This window comes from Bradyrhizobium sp. CCGUVB23, assembly GCF_024199885.1.
GTDB lineage: Bacteria > Pseudomonadota > Alphaproteobacteria > Rhizobiales > Xanthobacteraceae > Bradyrhizobium.
This window is the reverse complement of the sequence record NZ_JANADQ010000004.1, coordinates 64,403-86,647: the sequence shown is the minus strand read 5'-3', so window position 1 is coordinate 86,647 and position 22,245 is coordinate 64,403. Positions and strand designations below refer to the sequence as shown.

9 protein-coding genes, 15 pseudogenes and 1 other annotated feature are annotated in these 22,245 nt (G+C 60.8%); of the genes and pseudogenes, 12 read left to right on the top strand and 12 right to left on the bottom strand.

The annotated features are described in order from the left end of the window. Window positions 1-131 precede the first annotated feature (131 nt). From NLN62_RS52545 to NLN62_RS52535, 3 genes and pseudogenes are all read left to right on the top strand, one after another. The gene (locus NLN62_RS52545; protein WP_371933201.1) at window positions 132-422 is read left to right on the top strand and encodes a hypothetical protein; all 291 of its coding nucleotides are present in this window, start codon (window positions 132-134) and stop codon (window positions 420-422) included. After that, window positions 419-767, top strand: a pseudogene (gene tnpB / locus NLN62_RS52540) (IS66 family insertion sequence element accessory protein TnpB). The gene NLN62_RS52545 and the pseudogene tnpB overlap by 4 nt, the downstream one beginning before the upstream one ends. Before the next feature lie 44 nt (window positions 768-811). Beyond that, window positions 812-1,462: pseudogene (locus tag NLN62_RS52535) on the top strand (IS66 family transposase zinc-finger binding domain-containing protein); the annotation flags it as partial. A gap of 157 nt (window positions 1,463-1,619) precedes the next feature. Here NLN62_RS52535 and ltrA read toward each other — a convergent pair. Next, a complete protein-coding gene (ltrA, locus tag NLN62_RS52530; RefSeq protein WP_254114434.1) occupies window positions 1,620-2,768 on the bottom strand; it encodes a group II intron reverse transcriptase/maturase in 1,149 nt (382 codons plus the stop codon). Between the two features lie 69 nt (window positions 2,769-2,837). Here ltrA and NLN62_RS52525 point away from each other — a divergent pair. Continuing rightward, a pseudogene (locus NLN62_RS52525) lies at window positions 2,838-3,787 on the top strand (IS3 family transposase); the annotation flags it as partial. 118 nt (window positions 3,788-3,905) lie between these two features. Here the strand turns inward: NLN62_RS52525 and NLN62_RS52520 are convergent. The 5 genes and pseudogenes from NLN62_RS52520 to NLN62_RS52500 form a co-directional block, all read right to left on the bottom strand. Next, window positions 3,906-4,127: a hypothetical protein gene (locus NLN62_RS52520; RefSeq protein ID WP_254108354.1), complete on the bottom strand. Its 222-nt coding sequence runs from the start codon at window positions 4,125-4,127 to the stop codon at window positions 3,906-3,908. Continuing rightward, a pseudogene (gene istB / locus NLN62_RS52515) lies at window positions 4,124-4,902 on the bottom strand (IS21-like element helper ATPase IstB). The gene NLN62_RS52520 and the pseudogene istB overlap by 4 nt, the downstream one beginning before the upstream one ends. Then, window positions 4,892-6,396 (bottom strand): annotated as a pseudogene (gene istA, locus NLN62_RS52510) (IS21 family transposase). The pseudogenes istB and istA overlap by 11 nt, the downstream one beginning before the upstream one ends. Window positions 6,397-7,309: 913 nt before the next feature. Continuing rightward, window positions 7,310-9,393 (bottom strand): annotated as a pseudogene (locus tag NLN62_RS52505) (recombinase family protein). Next, entirely contained in the window at window positions 9,383-9,619 is a 237-nt protein-coding gene (locus NLN62_RS52500; RefSeq protein ID WP_254114432.1) for a hypothetical protein, read from the bottom strand. The pseudogene NLN62_RS52505 and the gene NLN62_RS52500 overlap by 11 nt, the downstream one beginning before the upstream one ends. Before the next feature lie 360 nt (window positions 9,620-9,979). On the opposite strand from NLN62_RS52500, the pseudogene NLN62_RS52495 reads away from it, so the two are divergent. From NLN62_RS52495 to NLN62_RS52480, 6 genes and pseudogenes are all read left to right on the top strand, one after another. Then, window positions 9,980-10,159: pseudogene (locus NLN62_RS52495) on the top strand (IS3 family transposase); the annotation flags it as partial. A gap of 658 nt (window positions 10,160-10,817) precedes the next feature. Further along, window positions 10,818-11,540, top strand: a pseudogene (locus tag NLN62_RS52490) (IS66 family transposase); the annotation flags it as partial. Between the two features lie 557 nt (window positions 11,541-12,097). Next, on the top strand, window positions 12,098-12,784 hold the full coding sequence (locus tag NLN62_RS53965) for a reverse transcriptase domain-containing protein (RefSeq protein WP_371933200.1): 687 nt from the start codon (window positions 12,098-12,100) through the stop codon (window positions 12,782-12,784). Then, window positions 12,729-12,905, top strand: a pseudogene (locus NLN62_RS53960) (reverse transcriptase domain-containing protein); the annotation flags it as partial. The gene NLN62_RS53965 and the pseudogene NLN62_RS53960, both read left to right, overlap by 56 nt. 108 nt (window positions 12,906-13,013) lie before the next feature. Continuing rightward, window positions 13,014-13,352: a group II intron maturase-specific domain-containing protein gene (locus NLN62_RS53955; protein ID WP_371933206.1), complete on the top strand. Its 339-nt coding sequence runs from the start codon at window positions 13,014-13,016 to the stop codon at window positions 13,350-13,352. Between the two features lie 76 nt (window positions 13,353-13,428). Beyond that, window positions 13,429-13,524: pseudogene (locus NLN62_RS52480) on the top strand (transposase); the annotation flags it as partial. 27 nt (window positions 13,525-13,551) lie between these two features. Here the strand turns inward: NLN62_RS52480 and NLN62_RS52475 are convergent. Further along, the gene (locus tag NLN62_RS52475) at window positions 13,552-15,621 is read right to left on the bottom strand and encodes a recombinase family protein (RefSeq protein WP_254114431.1); all 2,070 of its coding nucleotides are present in this window, start codon (window positions 15,619-15,621) and stop codon (window positions 13,552-13,554) included. Beyond that, window positions 15,614-15,787 carry a hypothetical protein gene (locus tag NLN62_RS52470; protein ID WP_254114422.1) on the bottom strand — a complete coding sequence of 58 codons (174 nt, stop codon included), beginning with the start codon at window positions 15,785-15,787 and terminating at the stop codon, window positions 15,614-15,616. Before NLN62_RS52470 ends, NLN62_RS52475 begins: the two co-directional genes overlap by 8 nt. 311 nt (window positions 15,788-16,098) lie before the next feature. Here NLN62_RS52470 and NLN62_RS52465 point away from each other — a divergent pair. Next, window positions 16,099-16,340, top strand: a pseudogene (locus tag NLN62_RS52465) (transposase domain-containing protein); the annotation flags it as partial. Window positions 16,341-16,446: 106 nt separating this feature from the next. Here NLN62_RS52465 and NLN62_RS52460 read toward each other — a convergent pair. Both NLN62_RS52460 and NLN62_RS52455 read right to left on the bottom strand, forming a co-directional pair. Further along, a pseudogene (locus tag NLN62_RS52460) lies at window positions 16,447-17,058 on the bottom strand (IS66 family transposase); the annotation flags it as partial. Between the two features lie 457 nt (window positions 17,059-17,515). Further along, window positions 17,516-18,260, bottom strand: a pseudogene (locus NLN62_RS52455) (IS3 family transposase); the annotation flags it as partial. Next, window positions 17,861-17,977: a sequence feature (AL1L pseudoknot), on the bottom strand. Its footprint overlaps the pseudogene before it by 117 nt. Before the next feature lie 143 nt (window positions 18,261-18,403). On the opposite strand from NLN62_RS52455, the gene NLN62_RS52450 reads away from it, so the two are divergent. Next, window positions 18,404-19,561 carry an IS110 family transposase gene (locus tag NLN62_RS52450; RefSeq protein ID WP_254114430.1) on the top strand — a complete coding sequence of 386 codons (1,158 nt, stop codon included), beginning with the start codon at window positions 18,404-18,406 and terminating at the stop codon, window positions 19,559-19,561. A 616-nt stretch (window positions 19,562-20,177) separates the two neighbouring features. On the opposite strand, the pseudogene NLN62_RS52445 reads toward NLN62_RS52450, so the two are convergent. Both NLN62_RS52445 and NLN62_RS52440 read right to left on the bottom strand, forming a co-directional pair. Further along, window positions 20,178-20,716, bottom strand: a pseudogene (locus NLN62_RS52445) (transposase); the annotation flags it as partial. A 771-nt stretch (window positions 20,717-21,487) separates the two neighbouring features. Continuing rightward, window positions 21,488-22,181, bottom strand: a pseudogene (locus NLN62_RS52440) (IS3 family transposase); the annotation flags it as partial. Between the last annotated feature and the right edge of the window lie 64 nt (window positions 22,182-22,245).

The following is a 22,245-nucleotide window of genomic DNA, read 5'->3' as shown; positions in this document are numbered from 1 at the left end:
AACAGGTGAGAAATCGCCTGTATGGACGTGCATACAGTCAATTCTGTCAGTCGGCTTGAGATCGTTGATAGGGGCGGTCGACGTCGGTTCAGCGACGAGGCCAGCTGAAAATCGTCGCCGAGAGCTATTCATTGCCCCGTTTAGGGTCGGCCACGGCCCGCAAATACGGGATCACGCGCTCGCAGTTGGCTGATTGGCGTAACGCAGCCCGGGCCGGGCGTTTTGGTTCGACTTCGGTTGAAGGATTTGTGCCAGCGGTGATCGTGCCGGAGGTTCCGGCGGCGCCCGCGACGCCGATGACGAGCGCGGCCGGCAGTCGTATGGAGATTGTGGCTTCTAACGGTTGTCGGGTGATTGTGGATAGGGGCGTCGATGTTGACGTGCTGATTCGGATCATGCGTGGTCTGGAGACGCTGCGGTGATATCGCTTCCCTCTGGCCAGAACGTGGGTGTGTGGCTAGCGACGGGCTATACCGACATGCGGTGTGGATTCCCGTCTGCGTTGCGGGTACAGGAGGTGCTCCGAATGAGCCCGATGGAGGGCAATCTCTTCGTCTTCCGCGGTCGCAGTGGTTCGCTTTGAAGTGCATCTGGCACGATGGCCAGGGCGCATGCCTTTTTACAAAAAGATTGGAACGTGGGAAGTTCATCTGGCCTACCGTTGATGGTGGCGCTATTCAATATCGCCGGCGCAGCTGAGTTATCTTCTGTCCGGAATAGATTGGCGTCATCCGCAGGAAACATGGCGCCCGACGCGTGTCGGATAGCATTTTGCGATTGCAAATTTGCGCTGATCTGATTCGATTGCTTCGTGACATCGAAAACGGACGATCTTCCCTCTGACCTTGCGAGCGCCCTGGCGGCGTTGCGGGTTGAGCGCGAGGCTCTTCGGGCCGAACGAGAAGCGCGTCAGCAAGCCGAGACGAAGGCTGCGAGTGCGCAGGCCGAAGCAGCCAACGCACTGGCAAAGCTGTCCGGCAACGAAGCGCTGATTGCACATCTTGAGCTGCGCATCGAGACGCTGAAACGCGAGCTTTATGGGCAGCGCTCCGAGCGCGGGGCGCGACTGATCGACCAGCTGGAACTGCAGCTTGAAGATGTTGTTATGTCGGCGACCGAGGACGAGCTCGCCGCGGCCGCTGCAGCGGCGAAGACGCAGAGCGTACGCGCCTTCACGCGCAAGCGGCCGGTGCGCAAGCCCTGGCCGGACGACATCGAGCGCGAGCGCATCGTCATCGATCCTCCAACGGCCTGCCACTGTTGCGGCGGGTCGCGGCTGTCGAAGCTGGGCGAGGATGCAAACAGGACGCTGGAGGAGATCCCGCGCCGGTTCAAGTTGATCGAGACGGTCCGCGAGAAGTTCACTTGCCGCGATTGCGGGCAGGTCAGCCAGGCACCGGCGCCGTTCCATGCCACGCCGCGCGGCATTGGTCCGCAGCTGCTGGCGACAATCCTGTTCGACAGTAGGGTCGAGGACTGGCGCGCCGCTCAACCAGTTTTCCTGGTCATGCACGTTTCCAGTCCCCGCCACATCGCACGCAGCGTGCGGATTTCCCGCACTACGCGCCCCCATTTGCTTCATGACGAGGCTTATTGGGCCTATCATGCTGGAGCAGCTTTCACTTCGCGGCACTCGCCCGGTAGCCGTTGAACAGCTTCAGGGTGTCATACAGCCACGAGGTACTCCACTGTTTCCAGCCGAAACCCTTTTGTTTCCGTGCCTTCGCCAGATGGCGTCTGACCTTCCTCTCTACCCAGTCCCTGATGTAGGCGAAACATTTGCTGGAATCGCCTATCCGGAAGTAGTTTACCCATCCTCGGAGCTTCGGATTGATCAGGCTTATCACCCGACTAACCGGTTGCGACCGATGGGTGCGAAACACTTCCTTGAGTCCCCGCAGAAGCGCCGTCCGCTTTTTGAGCTTGGGCGTGTAGTACGGCCGCATCATTCCGCGCAGACTGCGGAGATAGCGGAAGTCGAATCCCAGGAAGCCGAAGCTCTCGCCTCGGGCCAGGTCAACTATGCGACTCTTGTCATCATTCACTTCGACCTGTAACTTGGCAAACTCATCCCGCAATCGCTTGTTTACAGCGCCGAGCAGCCAGTCATGTCGCTGATGGGCATCGATCAAGACCACCAGATCGTCAGCAAAACGTGCATATTCGATATTGGTGTACTTGCCGCGACGTGTGACTTCACGTGCTCGCTCCAGCATCTTGTCCACCTCATTGAGGTAGAGATTACTGAGCAAGGGTGAAATCACTCCGCCTTGCGGAACGCCTTTCTTGCCACATGCTTTCAGCATAAGCCGCAGAAGATGCATGATGTCCCCATCATCAACCCGCAGGGCTACCTTCTCCAGAATCCGATCATGCCGGACGTTGTCGAAGTAGGCCCGCAAATCAAGATCGAGAACCCGCGTCTTCCGCTCAGCTATTGCTTTAGCAACTCGCTTGATTGCTTCATGTGTTGTCCGCTTGGGCCGATATCCAAACGATCCCGGTTGGAAATCCGCCTCGAATACAGGTTCGAGTATGAGCTTGAGCGCCCCCTGTACCACTCTGTCGCGGATAGCCGGAATCGACAGAACGCGGACCTTGGAGCCCCCGTCCTTCGGTATTTCCCGCTTCCTTGATGGAAGTGGCTTATAAGTGCGCTCGATCAGTTCGTCTCGTAGTCGCTCGAGTAGAGACTCCACGCCTCGCGCTTCGATGGCTTCGAACGTCACCCCGTCTATTCCCGGTGCGCCGTCGTTTTCTTTCGCCATCTCATATGACCTTGCCCCCTGGGCTTAATCCAGATTGAAGTTCGCTCTGGCCCATATGAGGACCAGAGCATGAAGCGCAGCCGCTTTACGGAAGAGCAGATCATCGGGATTTTGAAGGAGCACGAGGCTGGCGTGTCGGTTGCCGATCTGTGCCGGAAGCACGGCGTCAGCGATGCCAGCATCTACAAATGGAAAGCCAAGTTTGGCGGGATGGAGGTCTCGGAGGCCAAGCGGCTGAGGACGCTAGAAGACGAGAACACGCGGCTGAAGCGGCTTTTGGCCGACGCCATGCTGGACAATGCGGCGTTGAAGGACCTCCTGGGAAAGAAGTGGTGACGCCCGCGGGGAAGCGGAAAGCTGTCGCCCATCTCGTGGACGCCCACGGGATGAGCGAACGGCGGGCGTGTAAAGCCATCGGCTGTTGCCGCATGACCATCAGATATCGGACGACCCGGGCGGATGACGCTGCCCTACGCCAACGCATGAGAGCGATCGCCGAGGTGCGCCGTCGCTTCGGCTATCGGCGCCTGCATGTTCTGCTCAAGCGGGAGGGCTATCTGGTCAACCACAAGAAGCTGTTCCGGCTCTATCGGGAAGAGAGGCTCGTGGTCCGTCGCCGTGGTGGCCGCAAGCGGGCGCTCGGGACCAGGGCGCCGATGGTGGTGCCGATAGTGCCGAATGACCGCTGGTCGCTCGACTTCGTCTCGGATCAGCTTACCGATGGCCGCCGCTTCCGCATCCTGACCGTGGTCGACGAGTGCACGCGCGAGTGCCTGGCGTTGGTGGCCGACACCTCGCTGTCGGGCTCCCGGGTGGCTCGGGAGCTTGACCGGCTGATCATCGAGCGCGGCAAGCCCAAAATGGTGGTCAGCGACAACGGCACCGAATTGACCAGCAACGCCATCCTGACATGGGCCGATCAGAGCCGCGTCGCCTGGCATTACATCGCACCCGGCAAGCCGACGCAGAATGCCTTCATCGAAAGCTTCAATGGCCGCCTCCGAGACGAATTGTTGAACGTGTTGGTGACTTTCTAAATCCGCACAAAAATGACGACAAGAATGGGCGGTAGGATGGTGAGGGAACTAAAAAGGCGGCCCGCAAAGGCCGCCGCCGAGTGTCGCAGTGGTGTGTGTTTCAGAAGGAGTGTGGTTGCTCTTCGTCGTCGCGGTGATCGGCCGGCGCTTGTTGCTCCTGGATGAGTTCCTGGATCTTGAGGCAGTAGTGCGACCAGATGCTGTCGGATAGATCCTTGAGGAGCTCGTGGACAGCGAGCGCCTGCTCCGGGGTCCATTCGGGATTGATGAGGAAGCTGATCCCGAAGTTGAGGCCGGATGGTTGATGGTGGTTTCTGGTCATGCAACGTGCTCCTTCTCGTTGGTACTGGCGGGCCGGCTTCGATGCTGTGTGCTCTGGGCCTCGGCGCGTTCCAGAGCTTCCTTGAGGCGGTAGGATTCGCCGTCGATGGAGATCACCTCGGATCGGTGCACGAGGCGGTCGACGAGGCTGACGACGCATGCGGCATTTGGGAAGACCTCCGTCCATGCGGCGAAGGGCTTGTTGGTGGTCACGATTGTGGAGCGGGCCTGATAGCGCCGGCTGACGAGTTCGAACAGCAGGTCTGCGTGACGGTTCGAGTAGGATAGATATCCCACCTCGTCGATCGCCAGAACGTCGGCGGCGGCGTAGTGATGGAGCCTTCGGCGCAAAGCGGTATCGCTGTCGAGGGCGGCAAGCTCGCCGAGCATTTCGCTGGCCGATCGGAACAAGACCAGTGACCGGCGATGAGCGCCTGGTAGGCGATATTCTGCGCGAGGGTCGATTTGCCGACGCCGTTTGGTCCGACGAAGACGATGTTGGTTGCGTCGTTCATGAAGGACAGCGACATCAATTGCTCCACTGCGGCGCGGTCGAGGCGCCTGGGCCAGAGCCAGTCGTAATCGGCCATCGGTTTGAAGTGACCGATCCTGGCGTCGCGCAGGCGTCGCTGCAGCGAGCGCCGGGCACGTTCCTCCTCCTCCCATTGCAGCATGGGGGCCAGCCATGGGGCGCCGGCGATTTCGTCCCAGTGTTCGACCAGGCCGTTGAGGCGCAGCGCCTTGGCGCGGTTCAGCAGGGCATCATCAGTGCTCATCGTCGTTATCTCCAGAAGGGGTCAGTTGGTCGTAGCTGTCGAGGCGGTGCGGCCGGACCGTTGTATCCTTGCGCCGCACATGTTCGGGCAGGCTGGTTTCGACGGGCGGCGGTTACCACGCTCAAGGCGCCGACGTTCGAGTGCGGCGCGGACCGTCGCCGCATGGACGGAGCCCGCACGCAAAGCGTCCTCGACGGCGGCCTGCAATTCCGTTGCGCCGTAGCGATCGAGCAGCCGCAGCAGCGCGGTCGTGAGCGCACCGATGTTGGCGCCACGTTCGGCGGCCCTGATCATCAGGGTCTGACAGACCGGCACGGTTCGGGTGAGGCTGTTGAGGCCGCGATGCTGGCGCGCCTCACGCTTGATCTCGGCGAGATCCTTCAGGTGTCGTCGGTCTTCGATCTCTTGGCCACGATCATAGCTGCGACGGTGACTGGCGATCATTTGCGCGCCGTCGAAGATCCGGACCTGGCTGAGATCGGCCCGCACGCTCAGCATGCGCCGAACATGGGTATGGGGAACCGTGTAGTCGTTCAGGTCGAACCGCACATAGGGCGTTTTGCCGACCTTCACGGCGACCTGCTCCTCAACGGGATACGGGTTGGCGGGCAGCGGCAGAAGCAGTGGTTGCTCCTTTGCGAACGCCTGGCGTACTGTCATCTCGCGATCCTCCGGACATGGTCGGTCCGCCGCTTCGGATCGGCACCATTGTTCGGCCTGGGCATTCAGCTCGTCGAGATCGGTGAACTTGCGGGCGATGAAGAATGCCTCCCGGATATGCCGTATAGCGCGCTCGACACGGCCTTTTTCGTTGCCCCGGGCAACCGCGACAGGACGCGGCTCGAACCGATAATGGCCGGCGAAGGCAAGCAGCGTGGGATGGAATCGGATCGCATCGCCCTGGCGCTCGAGCACCGCGCTCTTAAGATTGTCGTAGAGCAGGACCCGGGGCAGCCCACACCATGTGTTGAACGCGCCGATGTGGCCGCGCAGGAAGTTTTCCATGCGCGCATCGAGGAAGAAGCGCAGGTAGATGTCGCGCGAGTACGACAGCACCATGACGAACGCCATCAGCGGACGGCGGGCGCGACCGATCTCGATGTGACCGAAGTGCCCCCAATCCACCTGCCCTTGTTCAGACGGCAACGTGCGCAGCCGCAGGAACGCCTCGGCTGGCTTGCGTGGACGGTGCAGAGCGATCAGGTGCCGGAAGTAGCTGGGCGACCCGCGGTAGCCGCGCTCACGCATCATCGCATACAGGCGGCTGGCCGTGAGTGCGGGGAACTGCTCCAGCGTCTTCAGGACGATCGGCAGATAGGGCTCGATCTTCGTGGGGCGCAATATCGGCCTATTCCTGGGCAGTCCGGCCTGGGTCAGGACGCGATGCACGGTCGTGTGATGAACGTGCAACTGCTTCGCAATGGTGCCGCAGCGCCATTTCTCGACGTGATACAGACGCAGGATCTGCGCTTCCAATTCAGGGGTAACGGTCATCGGTCGGGTCTCGGCCTCCATAGGGGTGAGCATGACGAGGCCCCCGGCGACGCACGAAGCCGGTACGAAGGAACAGCGACAACCGACAGCCGCAGAACCGACAGCTCGGCATGGGCATGATCGATGTCGTCGCTCGCTCGCCGACGTCAGTAGGTGCAACAACGACATCGTCCGCAGGCCGGCGCAGTAGTGAACCGACAGGCCATGCGGGTGGAGAGTGATGCGTCACGTTATTGTGCCGCGCCCGGTATCGTCGGGCGCGGGTCGCATGCGCCAGGCGTCCGCGGCGGCTGCGCTGATAACGCCGTCCCGCCTCGCGCAGGCTCTCGCGGCGGGCAGCACGGGCGCAGTCATGGCCGCAATAGCGTTGTCCCCGGTCGCAGTTGCGGCAGATCGTTACCTGCGAACGGCAGCGGCCGCACAGAAAGAAGCGGCCCGTGAGCATCCGCGGCGGTCCTTTCGGAGCGCCGCCGGAGGTTGGTGGAAAAGGTCGACGGAATGCGCTGACAGTGCGATAGTGCAGGCCGCGCACCGTCCGTGGGGCGTGACATCGAGCCCCACTTGCCAGTTGAGATCGGTGTTACGCCGGCTTTGTTTCTGCGGCGCTGATTACCCGCAGATCTACCATAAGGCAGGCGCAAAGCGGGGTACGTCGAAAGGAGCCTCAGGGCGCCCGGAGACGTGCCCCGCGTCTTTATTCCTCAACTCAGACGCTGGTCGTCGCCGCAAAGGCGTCCGCCCGCTTCGGCGCGATTGGTGAGCGCGCGTGCGGACGCCTTCGCTCTACCGCCGTCGACCTCGTCGTCATTCTTGCGCGGTTTTCGACAGTCAACGACAGAACGAGACGCTGTTCACTTCGCTGGCCCAGGCCCGGGTCGAACTCGGACATTGGCGGGCCGACTACAACCGCGCATCAGAACACCCATTTGTCTATGTTGTTGAAGAAGAGACTTTGCTGATCGGGATGCGATCCTGCGGGGTATCTTGGGTTCTGCCGCGCTCGTTCGGTGATGGATGTGGCGGCATCCGTGGTCAAAGCCGCGCGCGCGAAGATCCATGGCCCATCCGGTAGAGGGTGGACGGCTTCGATCTGACCAGCTTCTGCGGCCAAGCGCAGCGTCTTGGATGCGACCTTGAGAAGCCTGGCGGCGTCGGAGAGATTGAGCCACGGCTCGACGCTATCCTCGGCCCGCCGGAAGACGGGTATCCGATGATAAGATCGTGTGGTTGTGACGCGCTCGCGGGTCCAGCGGTTGCCGTTGCCTGTCCTAAGGCCGTTGCGGTTGAGCAAGCCCGCAATCAGGTCGTCGCTGGCGATCAGCACCAGTTGCCGGACGGCTGCGATGATGTCGTCGGAGGTGCTGTTACGCTGCCCACGTCGACGCTTCGGCAGCCGCATCTCGCTGTGAGCGCCGCCCGCCCAATGCACGACGAGAACGATCTCGGACGCTTCGTCATCGATATCGGCAATGACCTCGTGAATCAGCGTACGGACGATGCGCTTCTTCAGCCGCGCATCGGTGGTCGGCCCTGACCAGACTGACTTGAGGTTTGAGGCCAGTACGCTGAGCAGCGTTGGATCGATCGCTGTCGGTGCGGTCGCCGCATCATGCGCGGCAATCTTGCTCTCTACCTCGGCGACGCGGGCAAGCGAGCGATTCCAGCGTGCCTCAAGCTCCGCGGCAACCAGACGATTTGCCGGATCCGCCGTGTCATATTGCCGGAAGGCGCGATCGGCGGCGTAACGGGCCGCTTCGAGATCACGGCCGAGCGCTTCGCGAACTTGATCCCTCTGATGTGTGGCCTGGGCTGCGGCGGCGGTAGCCGCCGCGACGGCGCCGGGCCCGACAACGCCGAGCAGTGCCTCTTCGATCGCATCATCGACGCGCAAGCCTCCGAACGCGATGCAGCGCGGTTCGCCGTTGTCCATCCAGCCGCGCGAGCAGCTGTAACGGGGATGTGATGCTTCATACCGCTGTAGCGCAGCGTCAGCTTGCGGCCACAACGCCGGCAGCGGATGAGCCCAGCGAGCAGCGCCTCGCCATGCTTGGGCGCGCCATGATGCCGGCTCGTGGGCACGTTACTGGAGACCATTGTACGGATCGCTTCGAACCTCTCCCAGTTCACATAGCCTTCGTGGGCGTCCGGCTTGAGGGCAAGCCACTCCGCGCGCGCCTTCCGGCGGATCTTCGCGCCTGCGCCATGGACGCCGTACCCCGTCGCTACGGCTGTTCTACCATAGGCGTAGGCTCCGCCGTAGACCGGGTTCTCGACCATCCTGTGGAGAGTCGCGTAGCTGGGCCGCCGCCAGGCGGTGTCGCCGTTCGGCTGCTTCACCGGTAGGTCGAGGCCGTGCTCATGGAACCACAGCAGCGCCTGCCGCGCGGTCCCGAGTTCCTCGATCTTGTCGAAGACGAGCGTAATGGCCTCCTGCACACGCCGGTCCGGATCCTTCTCGTAGCGATCGCCGACCTTCACAAAACCGACGGGCGTGGCCGCAATCAGTTCGCCGCGGCGGGCCTTCTCGTAGCGTGCCGAGAGCGAGCGTTGTCGCAAAAGGTCCAGCTCATACTCGTTGAGGCTACCCTTCAGCCCCAGAAGCAGTCGGTCGTTGCCGTGCCGCGGAGCATAGACAGCTTCCTGGTCAACCAGCACCGTGTCGACGACGCGACACATCTCGATCAGCTGTTGCCAATCCCGGCTATTGCGGGCGAAGCGCGAGACCTCCCGCGCACAGACTGCGCCGACCTTGCCGAGGCACACTTCAGCCACCATCCGCTCGAAGCCCGCGCGCTGGACGCCGCCGGCTGCGGAACGTCCAAGATCATCGTCGATCACCTCGATCTTGGACCACCCCAGCGCCGTCAATCGGTCGCGCATCGCGTATTGCAACGCGCTGCTCTCACGATTGTGCAGAACCTGATGGGCGGAGGACTGGCGCACATAGAGGATCGCCTTGCGTTCAAGGTGGTGAGGGCGGACCTTGTCACTGATCATGACCGTCATCCCTCTTCGCGAGTGTTGCGCTCACCCGCGCATGGTCCAGCACCAGCTGCATCATCAAGTTCACCAGCGCATCCTGCGCCTCCTTCGGCAGCTCCCGCCATTCCGGAACCCCGACGGCGCTGTGCGCGACGCCACCCGCGAACAGGTCCATCTGATGCATGCCGAACCGCCGGTTGCGCCGAACCGGGTTCGCCGATATCGCCGTCCTGCTTGCCATGAGCCTCTCCCCGATTCTGGTCGTGAGAGACTCCGCATGCACCGGAAAGCGGTTCATTCAATGATGATGTCGCGCTCTTGACCGCTAAATCGAGAAGCGACGACAACGCGTTGAGCGCTTCCAGGCTGACAAAGGGCTCTGCCGTTAGGCTGCACCCCCGGGCACATGCCGCGCGGTCGAACATCCAGGATGGGACCTCCAGAAAACGCTGCGTCTCCGATCCATCCAGCGTGCAGCGGAAAACAACGCCGTCCGCCTTGTCGATCACGGCATGGACGAAAACCTCGCGGCCTGCCCAAGGGTGAAGCCGGTACAGAACCTCACGGCAAACGGTCCCGTGGGCGTTCTCAAGCCTTGTTGTACAACGATACGCGACCCCACTCGCAACTCGGATGGAAAACACCATCCGAGTTCGCCTTCACCTGCAACCCGCGACGGGATCTGGCGCTGCGCTATGCCGATGGCTCCGCACCAGCTCCCGTCGCTACCACCGCCCATTCGGGTAAATCCACCAGCCAGAGCGAACTCAGGACTGGATAAAACTTGGGGGCAAGGTCACATACGCTGCGCGCAGGGTCTCCATCTTGCACACGTGGACGTATAGACCCCAGAAACGCCAGGACGGTTCAGCCTTCGCCTTGACGTATAGTCTCCGCCTCAGGTCCTGCAAATCGATGGACGCCTTTGTCATTCGTCCTTGCCTTCCTTACGTTAGAGACATCACAAATGGCAGGGACCCTTTGCTTCACGGGCGTTACTCCGCTTCATCGCTACTACGGTCCCGGCCGCCACCTTCTCATCTTCGGCCGATTTCCCGGGATCTCCGGTTATTCGACCTACCTTCTTCCGGTGATTTCTCCCCGGGATGAGGAAGGCTTCTCCAGTTGCTCAGCATGTCCTTGTCACCGTGCTGTCGCTTTCACCCCGCCGAAATGACCCGTCGCGTCAGTTAGCATTCGACGGATCATGCTGCCTTCGCCCCTAAACTGCGGGCTCGACTTTCGGTTTTCAGCATTTTCGAGGCCACAACGCGTTCTCTTTTGATACGGCCCGGTGACTCGTGGTCTCCCCAAGGGAGTTTTGTCGATAGGCTTCAAAGGTTCTATTTCTATCTCCTCTGCTATCCACACTACGGGGAGCTAACTTTTTCCCCGGCAGGACTGACTCCTGCTGAACATGCCAGCCTTCGCTGGACGCACAGTTCGGCATGCACATCCCGCTCAACCGCCAGAGCTCCCGGTTCAGATGCGAGGGCATCGACATGCCGGTGACCACGCTGGCCGACCAGGTCGGCCACGGGACCTTCGCCCTGGCTCCGATCTTCGAGCTGATCGAGAAGCATGTCTTCGCGGCCGAGCGTCTTCACGGCGACGACACCACCATCCGCATCCTGGCGAAGGGCAAGTGCACAACTGGACGCATCTGGGTTTATGTTCGGGATGACAAGCCCTTCGCGGGCACCGCTCCGCCAGCTGCAGTCTATTACGCCTCGAGCGACCGACGGGGTGAACATCCCCAGAAACACCTGGTTGGGTACCAGGGCATCCTTCAGGCTGACTGTTACAGCGGTCTCAATCCGTTGTTCGACGAGCGGCGGAAGGACCGGCCGCTCACGCCCGCCTTCTGCATGGCCCATGCCCGCAGGGGGTTCTTCGAGCTGGCCGACATCGAGAAGAATGCCCGGGACGGCGGAAAGGGCAAGCCGATCTCCCCGATCGCGCTGGAGGCCGTCAAACGGCTCGACGCCTTGTTCGAGATCGAACGTGGGATCAACGGCAAGACAGTCGCCGAGCGGCGTGCCGTGCGCCAGGAAAGGAGCAAGCCGTTGTTCGACGAACTGCACGCCTGGCTGCTGCGCGAGCGCGAAATCCTCTCGCGTTCTTCCGAGGTCCTGAAGCCAATGAACTACAGTGCGCCACGAAGGCGAAGGAACGAGGGAGAACATGAAAATGTAACCCAAACTTCGAGTAGCCTTGCTGCGCGAGAGATGGGGGTTGGCCCTCCGGACTCGGATTACAGGATCAGGGTCCAAACCACCACAAGCTGCGTCGGCACAATGGCCGAGGTGGTGAGCGTTGTTGGAAAAAGCGGGCGACATGCCCGTCAGGTAAGCCTCAGGAAGGCGAGTGGAAACGAACCGCCGATGAAGCATCGAAAATTGGATCAGATGTTGTCGAAACCAAGGGCTTGTAGTTCCCTTGGGACCAAATCTGGCAAGGGCCTGTATTTTGGCCAGGTGGCAACCGGTGTAAAGGCGGCGCGATCCTGATGGCAGGCTCTTGCGTGGAACGTGGGAACCTGCGTCGTGATGACAAGGGGAGAACCTGAAGGCGGCAGCACCGCTGAGGGGAGAGTACCGATGCACGGCGCAGGGGCGGACGGGTTCGCAGTAGTGATGAAGCCCGGTAATGCGGGTAGAGCGAAGGGACCCGATCATCTGGCCAACGACGACAGCCAACCCGAAAAGGGGAGGAGCTGATGTCCGAGGCAAAGCCGTATGACATTTCCAAACACCTTGTTTGGCAAGCCTGGCAACAGGTCAAAGCAAACCAAGGAGCTGCGGGCGTGGATGGCGTCTCTATCGCGGCGTTCGAAAAGGATCTGAAGAGGAATCTCTACAAGGTCTGGAATCGCATGTCGTCGGGGACGTATTTTCCACCGCCCGTTCGTCTCGTGGAAATCCCCAAATCTGACGGCAAGAGTGTCAGGAAACTCGGCATTCCCGCCGTCGGAGACCGCGTTGCCCAGACGGTCGCAAAGATGGTCATAGAAAAGGAAGTGGAGCCAATCTTCCACCCCGACTCCTACGGCTATCGACCCCGACGGTCTGCGCTCGACGCAGTGGGGAAGGCGCGCGAGCGCTGCTGGAAATTCGATTGGGTCATAGACCTGGACATCAAGTCATTCTTCGATACGATTCCATGGGACCTGATGGAAAAAGCTGTAGCCCACCATGTGGAATTGGGCTGGGCTCGTCTCTACGTCAAGCGGTGGCTGCAAGCTCCCGTGGAACGGAAAGACGGAGCCCGTGACGAGCGAACACGGGGAACCCCTCAGGGCTCCGTTGTCTCGCCCGTGCTCTCCAATCTCTTCATGCATTACTGTTTCGATGCATGGATGCAGCGGACCTTCTCACATCTGTGTTTCGAAAGATCTCGCCGATGATGCGATCGTCCATTGCAGGAGTGAGGAGGAGGCCAAAGCCGTATTGGAAGCGATCCGAGAACGTCTTGCCGAATGCGGTCTAGAACTCCACCCGGAGAAAACCCGGATCGTCTACTGCAAGGACAACAATCGGAGCGGAGGATATGAGCAAATCACGTTCGATTTCCTCGGGTATACCTTCCGGCCGCGAAAAGCCCGCAACAGGAGCGGTAAGAAGTTTGTTAGCTTCGTGCCGGCCATCAGCCGCAAGGCAGCCAAGGGAATCCGGCAGACTATCCGCGAATGGCGGATAGCATCGACACGGAATAACCAGGAGCTGAAAGACCTTGCCAAGCTGATCGATCCTGTGGCGAGGGGATGGCTGAACTACTACGGGCGATACTACCGCACGGAGTGCGTCAACGTCCTTCGCCATGTCAACGAGACGCTCACGCGATGGGTGATGCGGAAATATAAGAGGTTCAAACGCCGAAAGACCGCAGCAGTACACTGGCTCGGACGTCTCGCAAAACGAGAGCCGAAGCTGATGTACCTGTGGACGGCCGGCATTCGACCCGCGGCTGGATGATAGAAGCCGGATGAAGCGCGAGTTTCATGTCCGGATTCGTGAGGGCGGAGAGGTGAAATTCCTCTCCGCTACTCGACTGCTCAGCCGCTGGGACGACTTCGCCCGCTTCCTCGACGACGGTAGAATCTGCCTGACGAACAATGCCGCAGAAAGAGCGCTGCGCGGCGTGGCAAGCCTTGAGTCATTGTGCGCCCCTTCTTTAAGTGCTTGTAAACATTGGAAGCGTGTCTGCGTCAATTTGGCGAGACGGGCGACCCTTTCGGGCAATCGCTGTTTTGACCGCCTCGGACGCCAAATCGGCAGCTCGAATCTGACAGGGCGCTCGCGGAACAACCTGCGCAGCAGGAAGAACGCCGCTGGAGACAAGGCGGCGGATCATATGACTTGAGACACTGAGCGCTTTTGCGGCCTCGATCTGCGTAAGCCATTCGCCGTTTTTTTCCGCTGAACGGTAGGCATGGATGCCACGCACACGGCGAATAGAGCTGACCCGATGTGCTGTCCAGGTCTTACCCATGCCGGTGGGCAAGCCCATCCGATTGAGCGTAGCGGCGATGTGCTCGTCAGACCAGCGCCCGGCCATGCTGCGGATAACAGCCAAGGCATCTTCCGCCGTGGAGGAACCGTGTTCACCGGAGCGCGGCTTGCGGATCCGAAGCTCGGAGTGCTGCCCACCCTGCCAATGGATCGTGAGCACAACGTCGCGTGCCGCATCGTCGACGTCCGCGATGATGTCGACAATCAAGGCTCGCAGCAGCTGCTGGCGTGCGCGCATCGTCACATCAGGGGATTTCCAGGCTATGGACAGGTTATCCGCCAGATCGGCAAAGATGCCGGGATCGACCGCGTGGCCGCATGACTGATGGTCATTCTGGCGATTTTCCAGCTCGCGCACACGGCGCAAAGCGTACTCCCAGTTCTTCTCCAACTGCGCAGCGATCAGGCGATTATCGGGGTCACAGGCGGCGTAGCGGCGCTCAGCAAGCGTGCCATCGTACCGGGCTTGCTGGAGTTCCAGATCAAGGATCCGGCGCTTGTCGTCTTGGCGTTCCCGTTGCATGCGCTGTGCCTCGAACGCGGCCTCGATCGCCAAAGGTTCTACCGCTCGTAACAGTTCTCGTGCAACTGCCGCGTCGATTTTTGAAGCACCGAATATCATACAGCGAAGCCGACCTGCCAGACTACCCTTGTCACAGCGGTAGACCGGGTAGCTGATTCGACCGCCCCTATAGCTGACGCTCAGGCGCTGACCACAACGAGCGCACGTCAGAATGCCCGACAAGAGCGCCTGGCCGCCCCGGCCTGATTTTGCACCATCTGGGCGACCGTAGGCGTTAAGCGCCAATTGCTTCTGGTTGCGCTCGTAGTCATCCCAGGTGATGTACCCTTCGTGATGATCCTTTATCATCACATCCCAGGTGCCCGCCGGTTTGTAGTGCCCGTAGGTCCGCCGCGCTCTCCCTTCGATAATCGCGGTTCGCTTCTCGCTTTTGCCGTATACGTAAACACCCGCATAGAACGGATTCTTCAGCACACTAATCACATTGCGGTAGCGGATGGGCTGCCAAACGAAGTTTGTCATGCGACCTTCATCAGCAGGTCGGGGGAAATGGATTTGCTCCGCCTTCATCGACAACAACACTTGGCGAGCGCTACCAAGTTCGCGAAAGCGAGTGAAGATAAGTCGAATCACCTCTTGCAGACGCAGGTCAGCATCCAGGCCCAGACCGGCTTCGCGATGCCAGACATAACCAAACGGCACTGATAAGCGTAGCTCACCACGTTGGGCCTTCGCCCTGGCTGCGTCTAGCATCCGTGCCCGGATTATGCCCAGCTCAAACTCGCTTATGCTTCCCTTCATGCCGAGCAAGAGCCGATCGTTCGGAAGGCAAGGATTATAAACGCCATCGTGATCAATCACCCTCGCTTCGACAAGCCCGCATAACTCAAGCAGATGATGCCAATCGCGGCCGTTGCGCGCGAGCCGCGATGCATCGAAGCAAATCACGGCGCCGACGGCTCCTGCGCACAACCATGCGACCAGTCGATCAAAGCCGGGCCGGGCCACCGTTCCACTCGCCGAACGGCCGAGGTCATCATCAATGACTTCCACATCGGAGAAGCCGTGCCGGCGCGCAATATCCACAAGATCGTACTGTCGCCGTTGGCTCTCCAGATTGGCCATCACCTGGGATTGCGTTGACTGCCGCACATAGACGACAGCTTTGCGCTTCAAGAGCGCTTCCGGGATCTGGTCAGTGTCAGGCATCACCGAGCTCCTCGACTACCAGGCCGGCGGCCTGCATGAGGATTTGGGCGAGCGTCAGTAACGCCTTCACCCGCGCCGCCTCGTTCATCCTGTCCAGCCTGTCTGGCTCGAATATCAGGCTCAGTTGCCCGTCTGAAATCTGTGCAGCTACGCGCTCCTGCTTCATCGGCGTTCTCCCATGCGACTCGATCGCTGGGGAGTTTGAGGAAACGGCGAGCGCTGTGACCAGTCTCTTCAGCTCTGACAATGCGGCAAGATCAACTTGTGGTGGCCCGGAGGTCATCTCCGCGCATGCGATTGGATCTACCATCCAGCTGGGAATCGTGATGACCGTGCCCAATGGGGCTCGGATCCGCAGAAACTGACCTGTCGCGCGTTGCTCCACACGACGCACGTTCACCATCCGGCCAAAATAAGGATGCCAGCGATAGTGGACCTCGAAATCCTCCCCGACATGGGCAGAATGAACGGTAAACGGCTGTGGGCAGGCGCAACTGGACCTTGCGGGCAGCGAGCGCGGCGCTCAACGTTGCGCCGTCATGCTGACGATGATCACTACCTGCCGTTTGAACGACGTCGATCCCAAAGCATGGCTCGCCGACGTCCTGGCCCGTATCGCTGATCTTCCCGCCTCGCGCCTGCACGAACTGCTGCCCTGGGAGTGGAAGCGCCTGCCCGAAGCTAAAAAACAGGCCACTGCCGATCAGCGGGCGGCCTGAACCTCACGCGCGACGATCATAGAGCGGACCGTTTACGAGCGCACCAGCCGATCACGCGGCCCTCCTCGTGTGCATACCAAGCGGTCCGCTCCGCGGGTCCATTTCAGCTGTGTTTCTGGCGCAAGCGGCGTATGTAATCGACCTGCGTTTCGCCGTCGCCGGGCTTTTCGTCCCGCACCTGTCTTTCAATCCGGTAGAGCTGGTCGAAGAACTTGAGGGCTTGGGCCGGTGGCCCACCCGGTTTCTTCCTGGCCTTGAGGGCGTCGACAAACTTCCGTCTGGCGTGGGCCATGCATCCGACGTGCGTGGCGCCTTTCAATGTGCGCCAGGCCGCGTAGCCATCGCTCATCAGGATGCCACGATAGTCGCCAAGGAAGGCCTGCGGGTGTTCCTGTCCGCGACCAGGCTGATAATCGAACAGCACGATCGGCTGCTCGCTATCCTCGCCGCTGCGATAAGCCCACATATACGAGGTGCTGGTGGGGTCCTTGCCCGCTTCTTTCAGCACCTGAACGGTGGTCTCGTCGCCATGGATGACGGTCTGCGACCGCAACCGTAGCCTTAGCGCGTCGTAGATACGAACGAGGTGCTTCTCGCTCGAACCGATCACCCAGTGGCCCAGAGCGCCGCGGCTGACGGGAACACCAGCGCGCTCGAAGGCCTTCGCCAGACGATAGAGCGGCGTGCCATCGACATATTTATGGACGAGTGCGAAGGCCTGTCAATCGGCATTGAACTGGGACCCCGCGTCCCGATTGGATGCCGATTACCCCGAATACGGGGTCCTTATTCCATGCCGAAACACACCCTCGGCCCACGCAAGACGCCCTACATCTACGCTCGCGTTCGGGTGTCTCCGGCTACATATCCTTCGACACCATTCAGCATTCCGCCTGTTAAACCGTGTAGGCGGAGGCGACATTTCAGCCCACAGACGCGGATGAACCGGTTCGTGTTCCTCAACCTTCCGATACTCAGCCTCGGGAACCATCTCGGCGTAACGGTTTCGCCTCAATCCCCTTTACCTGCGGGCTACGTCACCCTGCCAGTTGACAGCAGGTCACCGCCGCTTGGGCTCATGCTTCCTCACAGCAGGAAGCAGGCTCATCACATTTCCTCCTTTCTCAATGCATTCCAAACATACGCTTCCCCGATTCCTCGGGGCGAGGCGCACCATAGGTGAAGTCGGAGAGCCACAGGACGTTCGGCCTCGGCGCCTTGAACTGGCGGTTGACGTGATCCAGCGGGCATGGCGCGGCCTTGTCGCTGGCCGTGGTTTTGACGGGCTTGCCGCGGACGACCCCTTGCAGGCCCAAGTCCCGCATCAGCCGCGACACTGTGCAACGGGCAACATCGAAGCCTTCGCGCTTGAGCTGGCGCCAGACCTTGCGCACGCCATAGACGGAGAAGTTCTGATCGAACACTCGCCGAACCTCGATCTTCAGGGCTGCATCCTGCCTGGCGCGGGCCGACAGCCTGGCCGGATCGCGCCGCTTGGCGACATGGGCGTGGTAGGTCGAGGGGGCGATCGGCAAGACCTTGCAGATCGGCTCGACCCCATGCGCCCCACGATGATCGTCGATGAAGGCGATCATGGCTTGGACCGGCGGTCGAGCTCCGCCATCGCAAAATACGCGCTTGCCTTGCGCAGGATCTCGTTGGCCTGCCGAAGCTCGCGGTTCTCCCGTTCGAGGGCCTTCAGCTTCTCGGCCATGTCGGTCGGAGCGCCGGCCCGCTGCCCGCTGTCGATCTCGGCCTTCCTGACCCAGTCATGCAGCGTCTGCGGCGTGCAGCCAATCTTGGCGGCAATCGATGTCACCGCCGCCCAGCGAGAGGGTGCTCGTTCGCGTGATCCAGAACCATCCGTACCGCTCGGGCCCGGACCTCGGGTGAAAACTTGTTCGTCGTCTTGCTCGTCATGGCTCCATCCTCTCAGGAGTTGGAGCCTCCGGCAAACCCGGCGCGGTTCACTCTACGATTTTGTTGTTGCGTCGGGAGAAGCTATGGGAGGCGGCGAGGCTGAGGCACTATCGACGCTGGACCACCAAAGATGGATGTAGATCATGCCCGCAGTCGATGATTTGAGTCGTTCCCTCACCGCGCTGAACCAAGATAGCACGTTGATGACGGTTATCGAAATGAGCAAGTCAAGTTGGCTCGTCGCCGGGATGGTGCCTGGCATTGAGCGGCATCCCATGAAGAAGCTCGATCCCGATCCGGTGGCGTTACTCAACCTGGTCAGTCGCTGGCGCTGCGAAGCGGAGAGGAAAGAGCGGCGGATCGACCGGGTCGCGGTCGCCTTCGAGGCAGGCCGCGACGGCTTCTGGCTAGCGCGATGGCTGCAAGAGCGCGGCATCGAGGCGTATGTGATCCATTCGACGAGCGTTGCGGTCACGCGCGAGCACCGGCGGGCGAAGACCGACCGGCTGGATACGGCGATGCTGATGCGAGTCTTTCTCGGTTGGCTGCGCGGCGAACGCGGGCATTGCCGAATGGTCGCGATTCCGACCTTCGAGGAGGAAGACGCCAAGCGGCCGAGTAGAGAGCGAGAAAGTCTGGTTGGCGAACGGACTCGGATCATCAATCGAATGAAGGGCGCGCTGGCACGGCTGGGGATTCGTGGCTTCAAGCCAGAACTGCGGCGGGCTCCCAAAGAACTGAGCGCCTTGCTTACTCCGGAAGGTCAGCCGCTTCCCCCGAATTTGCTGGAAGAGATGCGGCGCGAGATGACGCGGCTCTCCTTAATCCGAGAGCAGATCATGGCCATCGAACAAGCGCGACTTGCACGATTGCAGCAAGCATCCCCTTCGCGACCGAACGCGATGATAGCGCTCCTGGCCAGGGTTATCGGGGTCGGAATGGAGACGGCCGATATGTTGGTTCAGGAAGTGCTGAGCCGCAATCTGCGGGATCGCCGGGCGGTGGCCCGCTATGCCGGCTTGACGGGATCTCCTGACGAGAGTGGCTCGAGGCGACGGGAAAAGGGGCTTGCCAAGGCGGGCAATGCCCGAGTGCGCCGTGGGTTGATCCAGCTCGCTTGGCGATTCTTGATGTTCCAAAAGGATAGCAGGCTGGCGCAATGGTACCGGGCTCGAACCGCTCGGGGTGCGCGCAAGACGACGATGATCGTGGCGCTCGCCAGAAAGCTGCTGATCGCGCTCTGGCGCCTGGTGACAATCGGCGAAGTCCCAACCGGTGTCGTGCTGCGACCGGGAATGTGAGCAAGAGGTCCAACAGGAGACACGTCTTTGACGGCCGGTAACGACGTTGCGACAGGCGGTCAATGCTGATCCGAGGTGGCGGTGACCCGAGCTACGCCCTGGCTTCGACGCCGTAGGGAGAATGGGCCTGCCGCTTCGGAGCCTCGCCCCCGAAGCGAATGTCTGCTTCATGGTTTGGATCCCGTGAGGACCCAACCGAATACAAGGTTGCGGCGCGAGGCATCGCGTCTCATGGCGCGCTCCGCTCGGCTCAGAAAATATCGGGAGAACCGACTCGAGAAGCCTTGAGAGAACAACTCCCATACAAGGTCGTAGCCCGACCAGAGCGACGACAAAATCGTAAACGACGGTCATGCGGCCATCACCATTGCTTGCGCGCCGAAGTAAGATTCTATGGGGGTGGATGACGGCTGACGTTTTTGCAGAATGACGCCGTCGAACCCTGTAATTCTGAGTGTCCGACCGAAAAATAAGTTGAGTGATATCAGCGAGTTCTGATTCCATTGGTGTTGCGAAGCATCAAAGGGATCGCGAATGTGGACTTGTCCGTCGTCAGATAATTTGAGACTGATCAGGCGGTTTGAGAAGGGAGGCTCTGGTTCACTCGGATTAGAGTTTAAGCGGCCTGCAGCCGATGCTGCAAGCGTCGGTTTGCGATGGTGTCGCGCTTGATGCGGTTGCGTTCTGCAAGGATCGCCTCGGCCCTGCCGAAGTAGACGTCGGCTGGTGTGAGGTTGTCGATGCTCTCGTGGTAGCGAACGTGATTGTAGTGTTCGACAAAGGCTCCTACTTGTCGTTCGAGATCGCCAGGAAGGTAGTAATTGTCGAGCAGAATGCGGTTCTTCAGGGTCTGATGCCAGCGCTCGATCTTCCCCTGGGTCTGGGGATGATACGGAGCGCCACGGACATGCTGCATGCCTTTCTGTTCGAGCCACATGGCCAGATCGTCTGCCACGTAACTCGACCCATTGTCGCTCAGAAGCCGAGGTCGCTGTGTGACGGTGATGTGGTCGAGGCCGGACGCTGCGAGTGCCTGATCGAGCGTGCCCATGACGTCGGAGGCGCACATCGTCGGAGCCTTCAGGCCACGATGTAGCGCGAGAAGTCGTCGAGCACGGTCGACAAATAGTACCAACCCCAACCGGTGATCTTGAGAAGCGCATGAGCGCTTCTCCTCCCCGAACCGCACGGGCACCTTTCAGCGCATACGGCTCTCCGTTCAAGTCTGGCCCATGGCCATTGCGACATCCTGATATCGCGAGCTTGTGCTGCATTTCACTGATTATCAAAGGTCTTCACCTCATTTTAGGTCAGATCACGTGCACTCCAAGCGACTCAAACTGCTCCCCTTCGCCATGTGACCGGCTTTCCCGGCCTCGGACTACTACGGGAGCTCTGCCAGCATGACGGACATCGGGGTCAACTCCCTTGCCATTCCGCTCATGCCTTCCCTCGTTCATATGTTGGACTACCAGCGCATCGGTGAGGTTGCCGGTCGCAGTCTTTTCCCTTGCTTGCTGCAAGTCGATGCCGTTGCCTCAGGTTTGGCTGTGTTCTCCCTCGGCCCACGCAAGACGCCCTACATCTACGCTCGCGTTCGGGTGTCTCCGGCTACATATCCTTCGACACCATTCAGCATTCCGCCTGTTAAAACCGTGTAGGCGGAGGCGACATTTCAGCCCACAGACGCGGATGAATCGGTTCGTGTTCCTCAACCTTCCGATGCTCAGCCTCGGGAACCATCTCGGCGTAACGGTTTCGCCTCAATCCCCTTTACCTGCGGGCTACGTCACCCTGCCAGTTGACAGCAGGTCACCGCCGCTTGGGCTCATGCTTCCTCACAGCAGGAAGCAGGCTTATCATATTTCCTCCTTTCTCAATGCATTCCAAACATACGCTTCCCGATTCCTCGGGGCGAGGCGCACGGTAGGTGATGTCCTCCGACCACGCCTGGTCGGCCCGTTCGATCTTCAATCCGCGCAACAGGTACGGGTAGATCTTGTGGTCCGGTGCCGGCTTGCTGGTGTTCGGACGGCGATAGATCGCCTCGATCCCCATCCGCTTCATCAGCGTCGCGACGTGGCGGCGGCCAACCCGCACGCCCTCACGCCGCAACAGCAATCGCAGCATCCGCGCTCCCGCGAAGGGGTAATCGAGGTGCAGCTCATCGAGCCGGCGCATCAAGGCAAGGTCCTCGGCCGAAACCGGCCGAGGCTCATAGTAGACCGTGCTGCGGGCGAGGCTCAGGACCTTCGCCTGGCGTACAACAGGCAGATCATGATCGCGGTCGATCATCGCTTTGCGCTCAGCAGGCCCGCCTTGGTGAGCGCGCCGGACAAAGAATCGTTCTCCAACGCAAGCTCGCCGATCTCTGCGCAAACGAAGTTTGTCGCTTGGCGTGCAACGCCTTCAAATCGACCGGGGCCTCCGCCGATTCCTTGTCCTGCCCAAACACGCCGGCGGCGCCTTCCAGGAGCTGGTTCTTCCAGGTCGTGATCTGGTTGGGGTGAACATCAAACGCTTGCGCAAGTTCGGCCAGTGTCCTCTCCCCCTTCACGGCAGCCAAAGCCACCCTCGCCTTGAAGGCCGGAGAATGCGTCCGGCGGCTCCTCTTCGTCATCTTCGCTCCTGATTCGCGGCAAGAATCCTCGCCGCTGTCAGAAACTCCACTTAAGCTGTCCGAA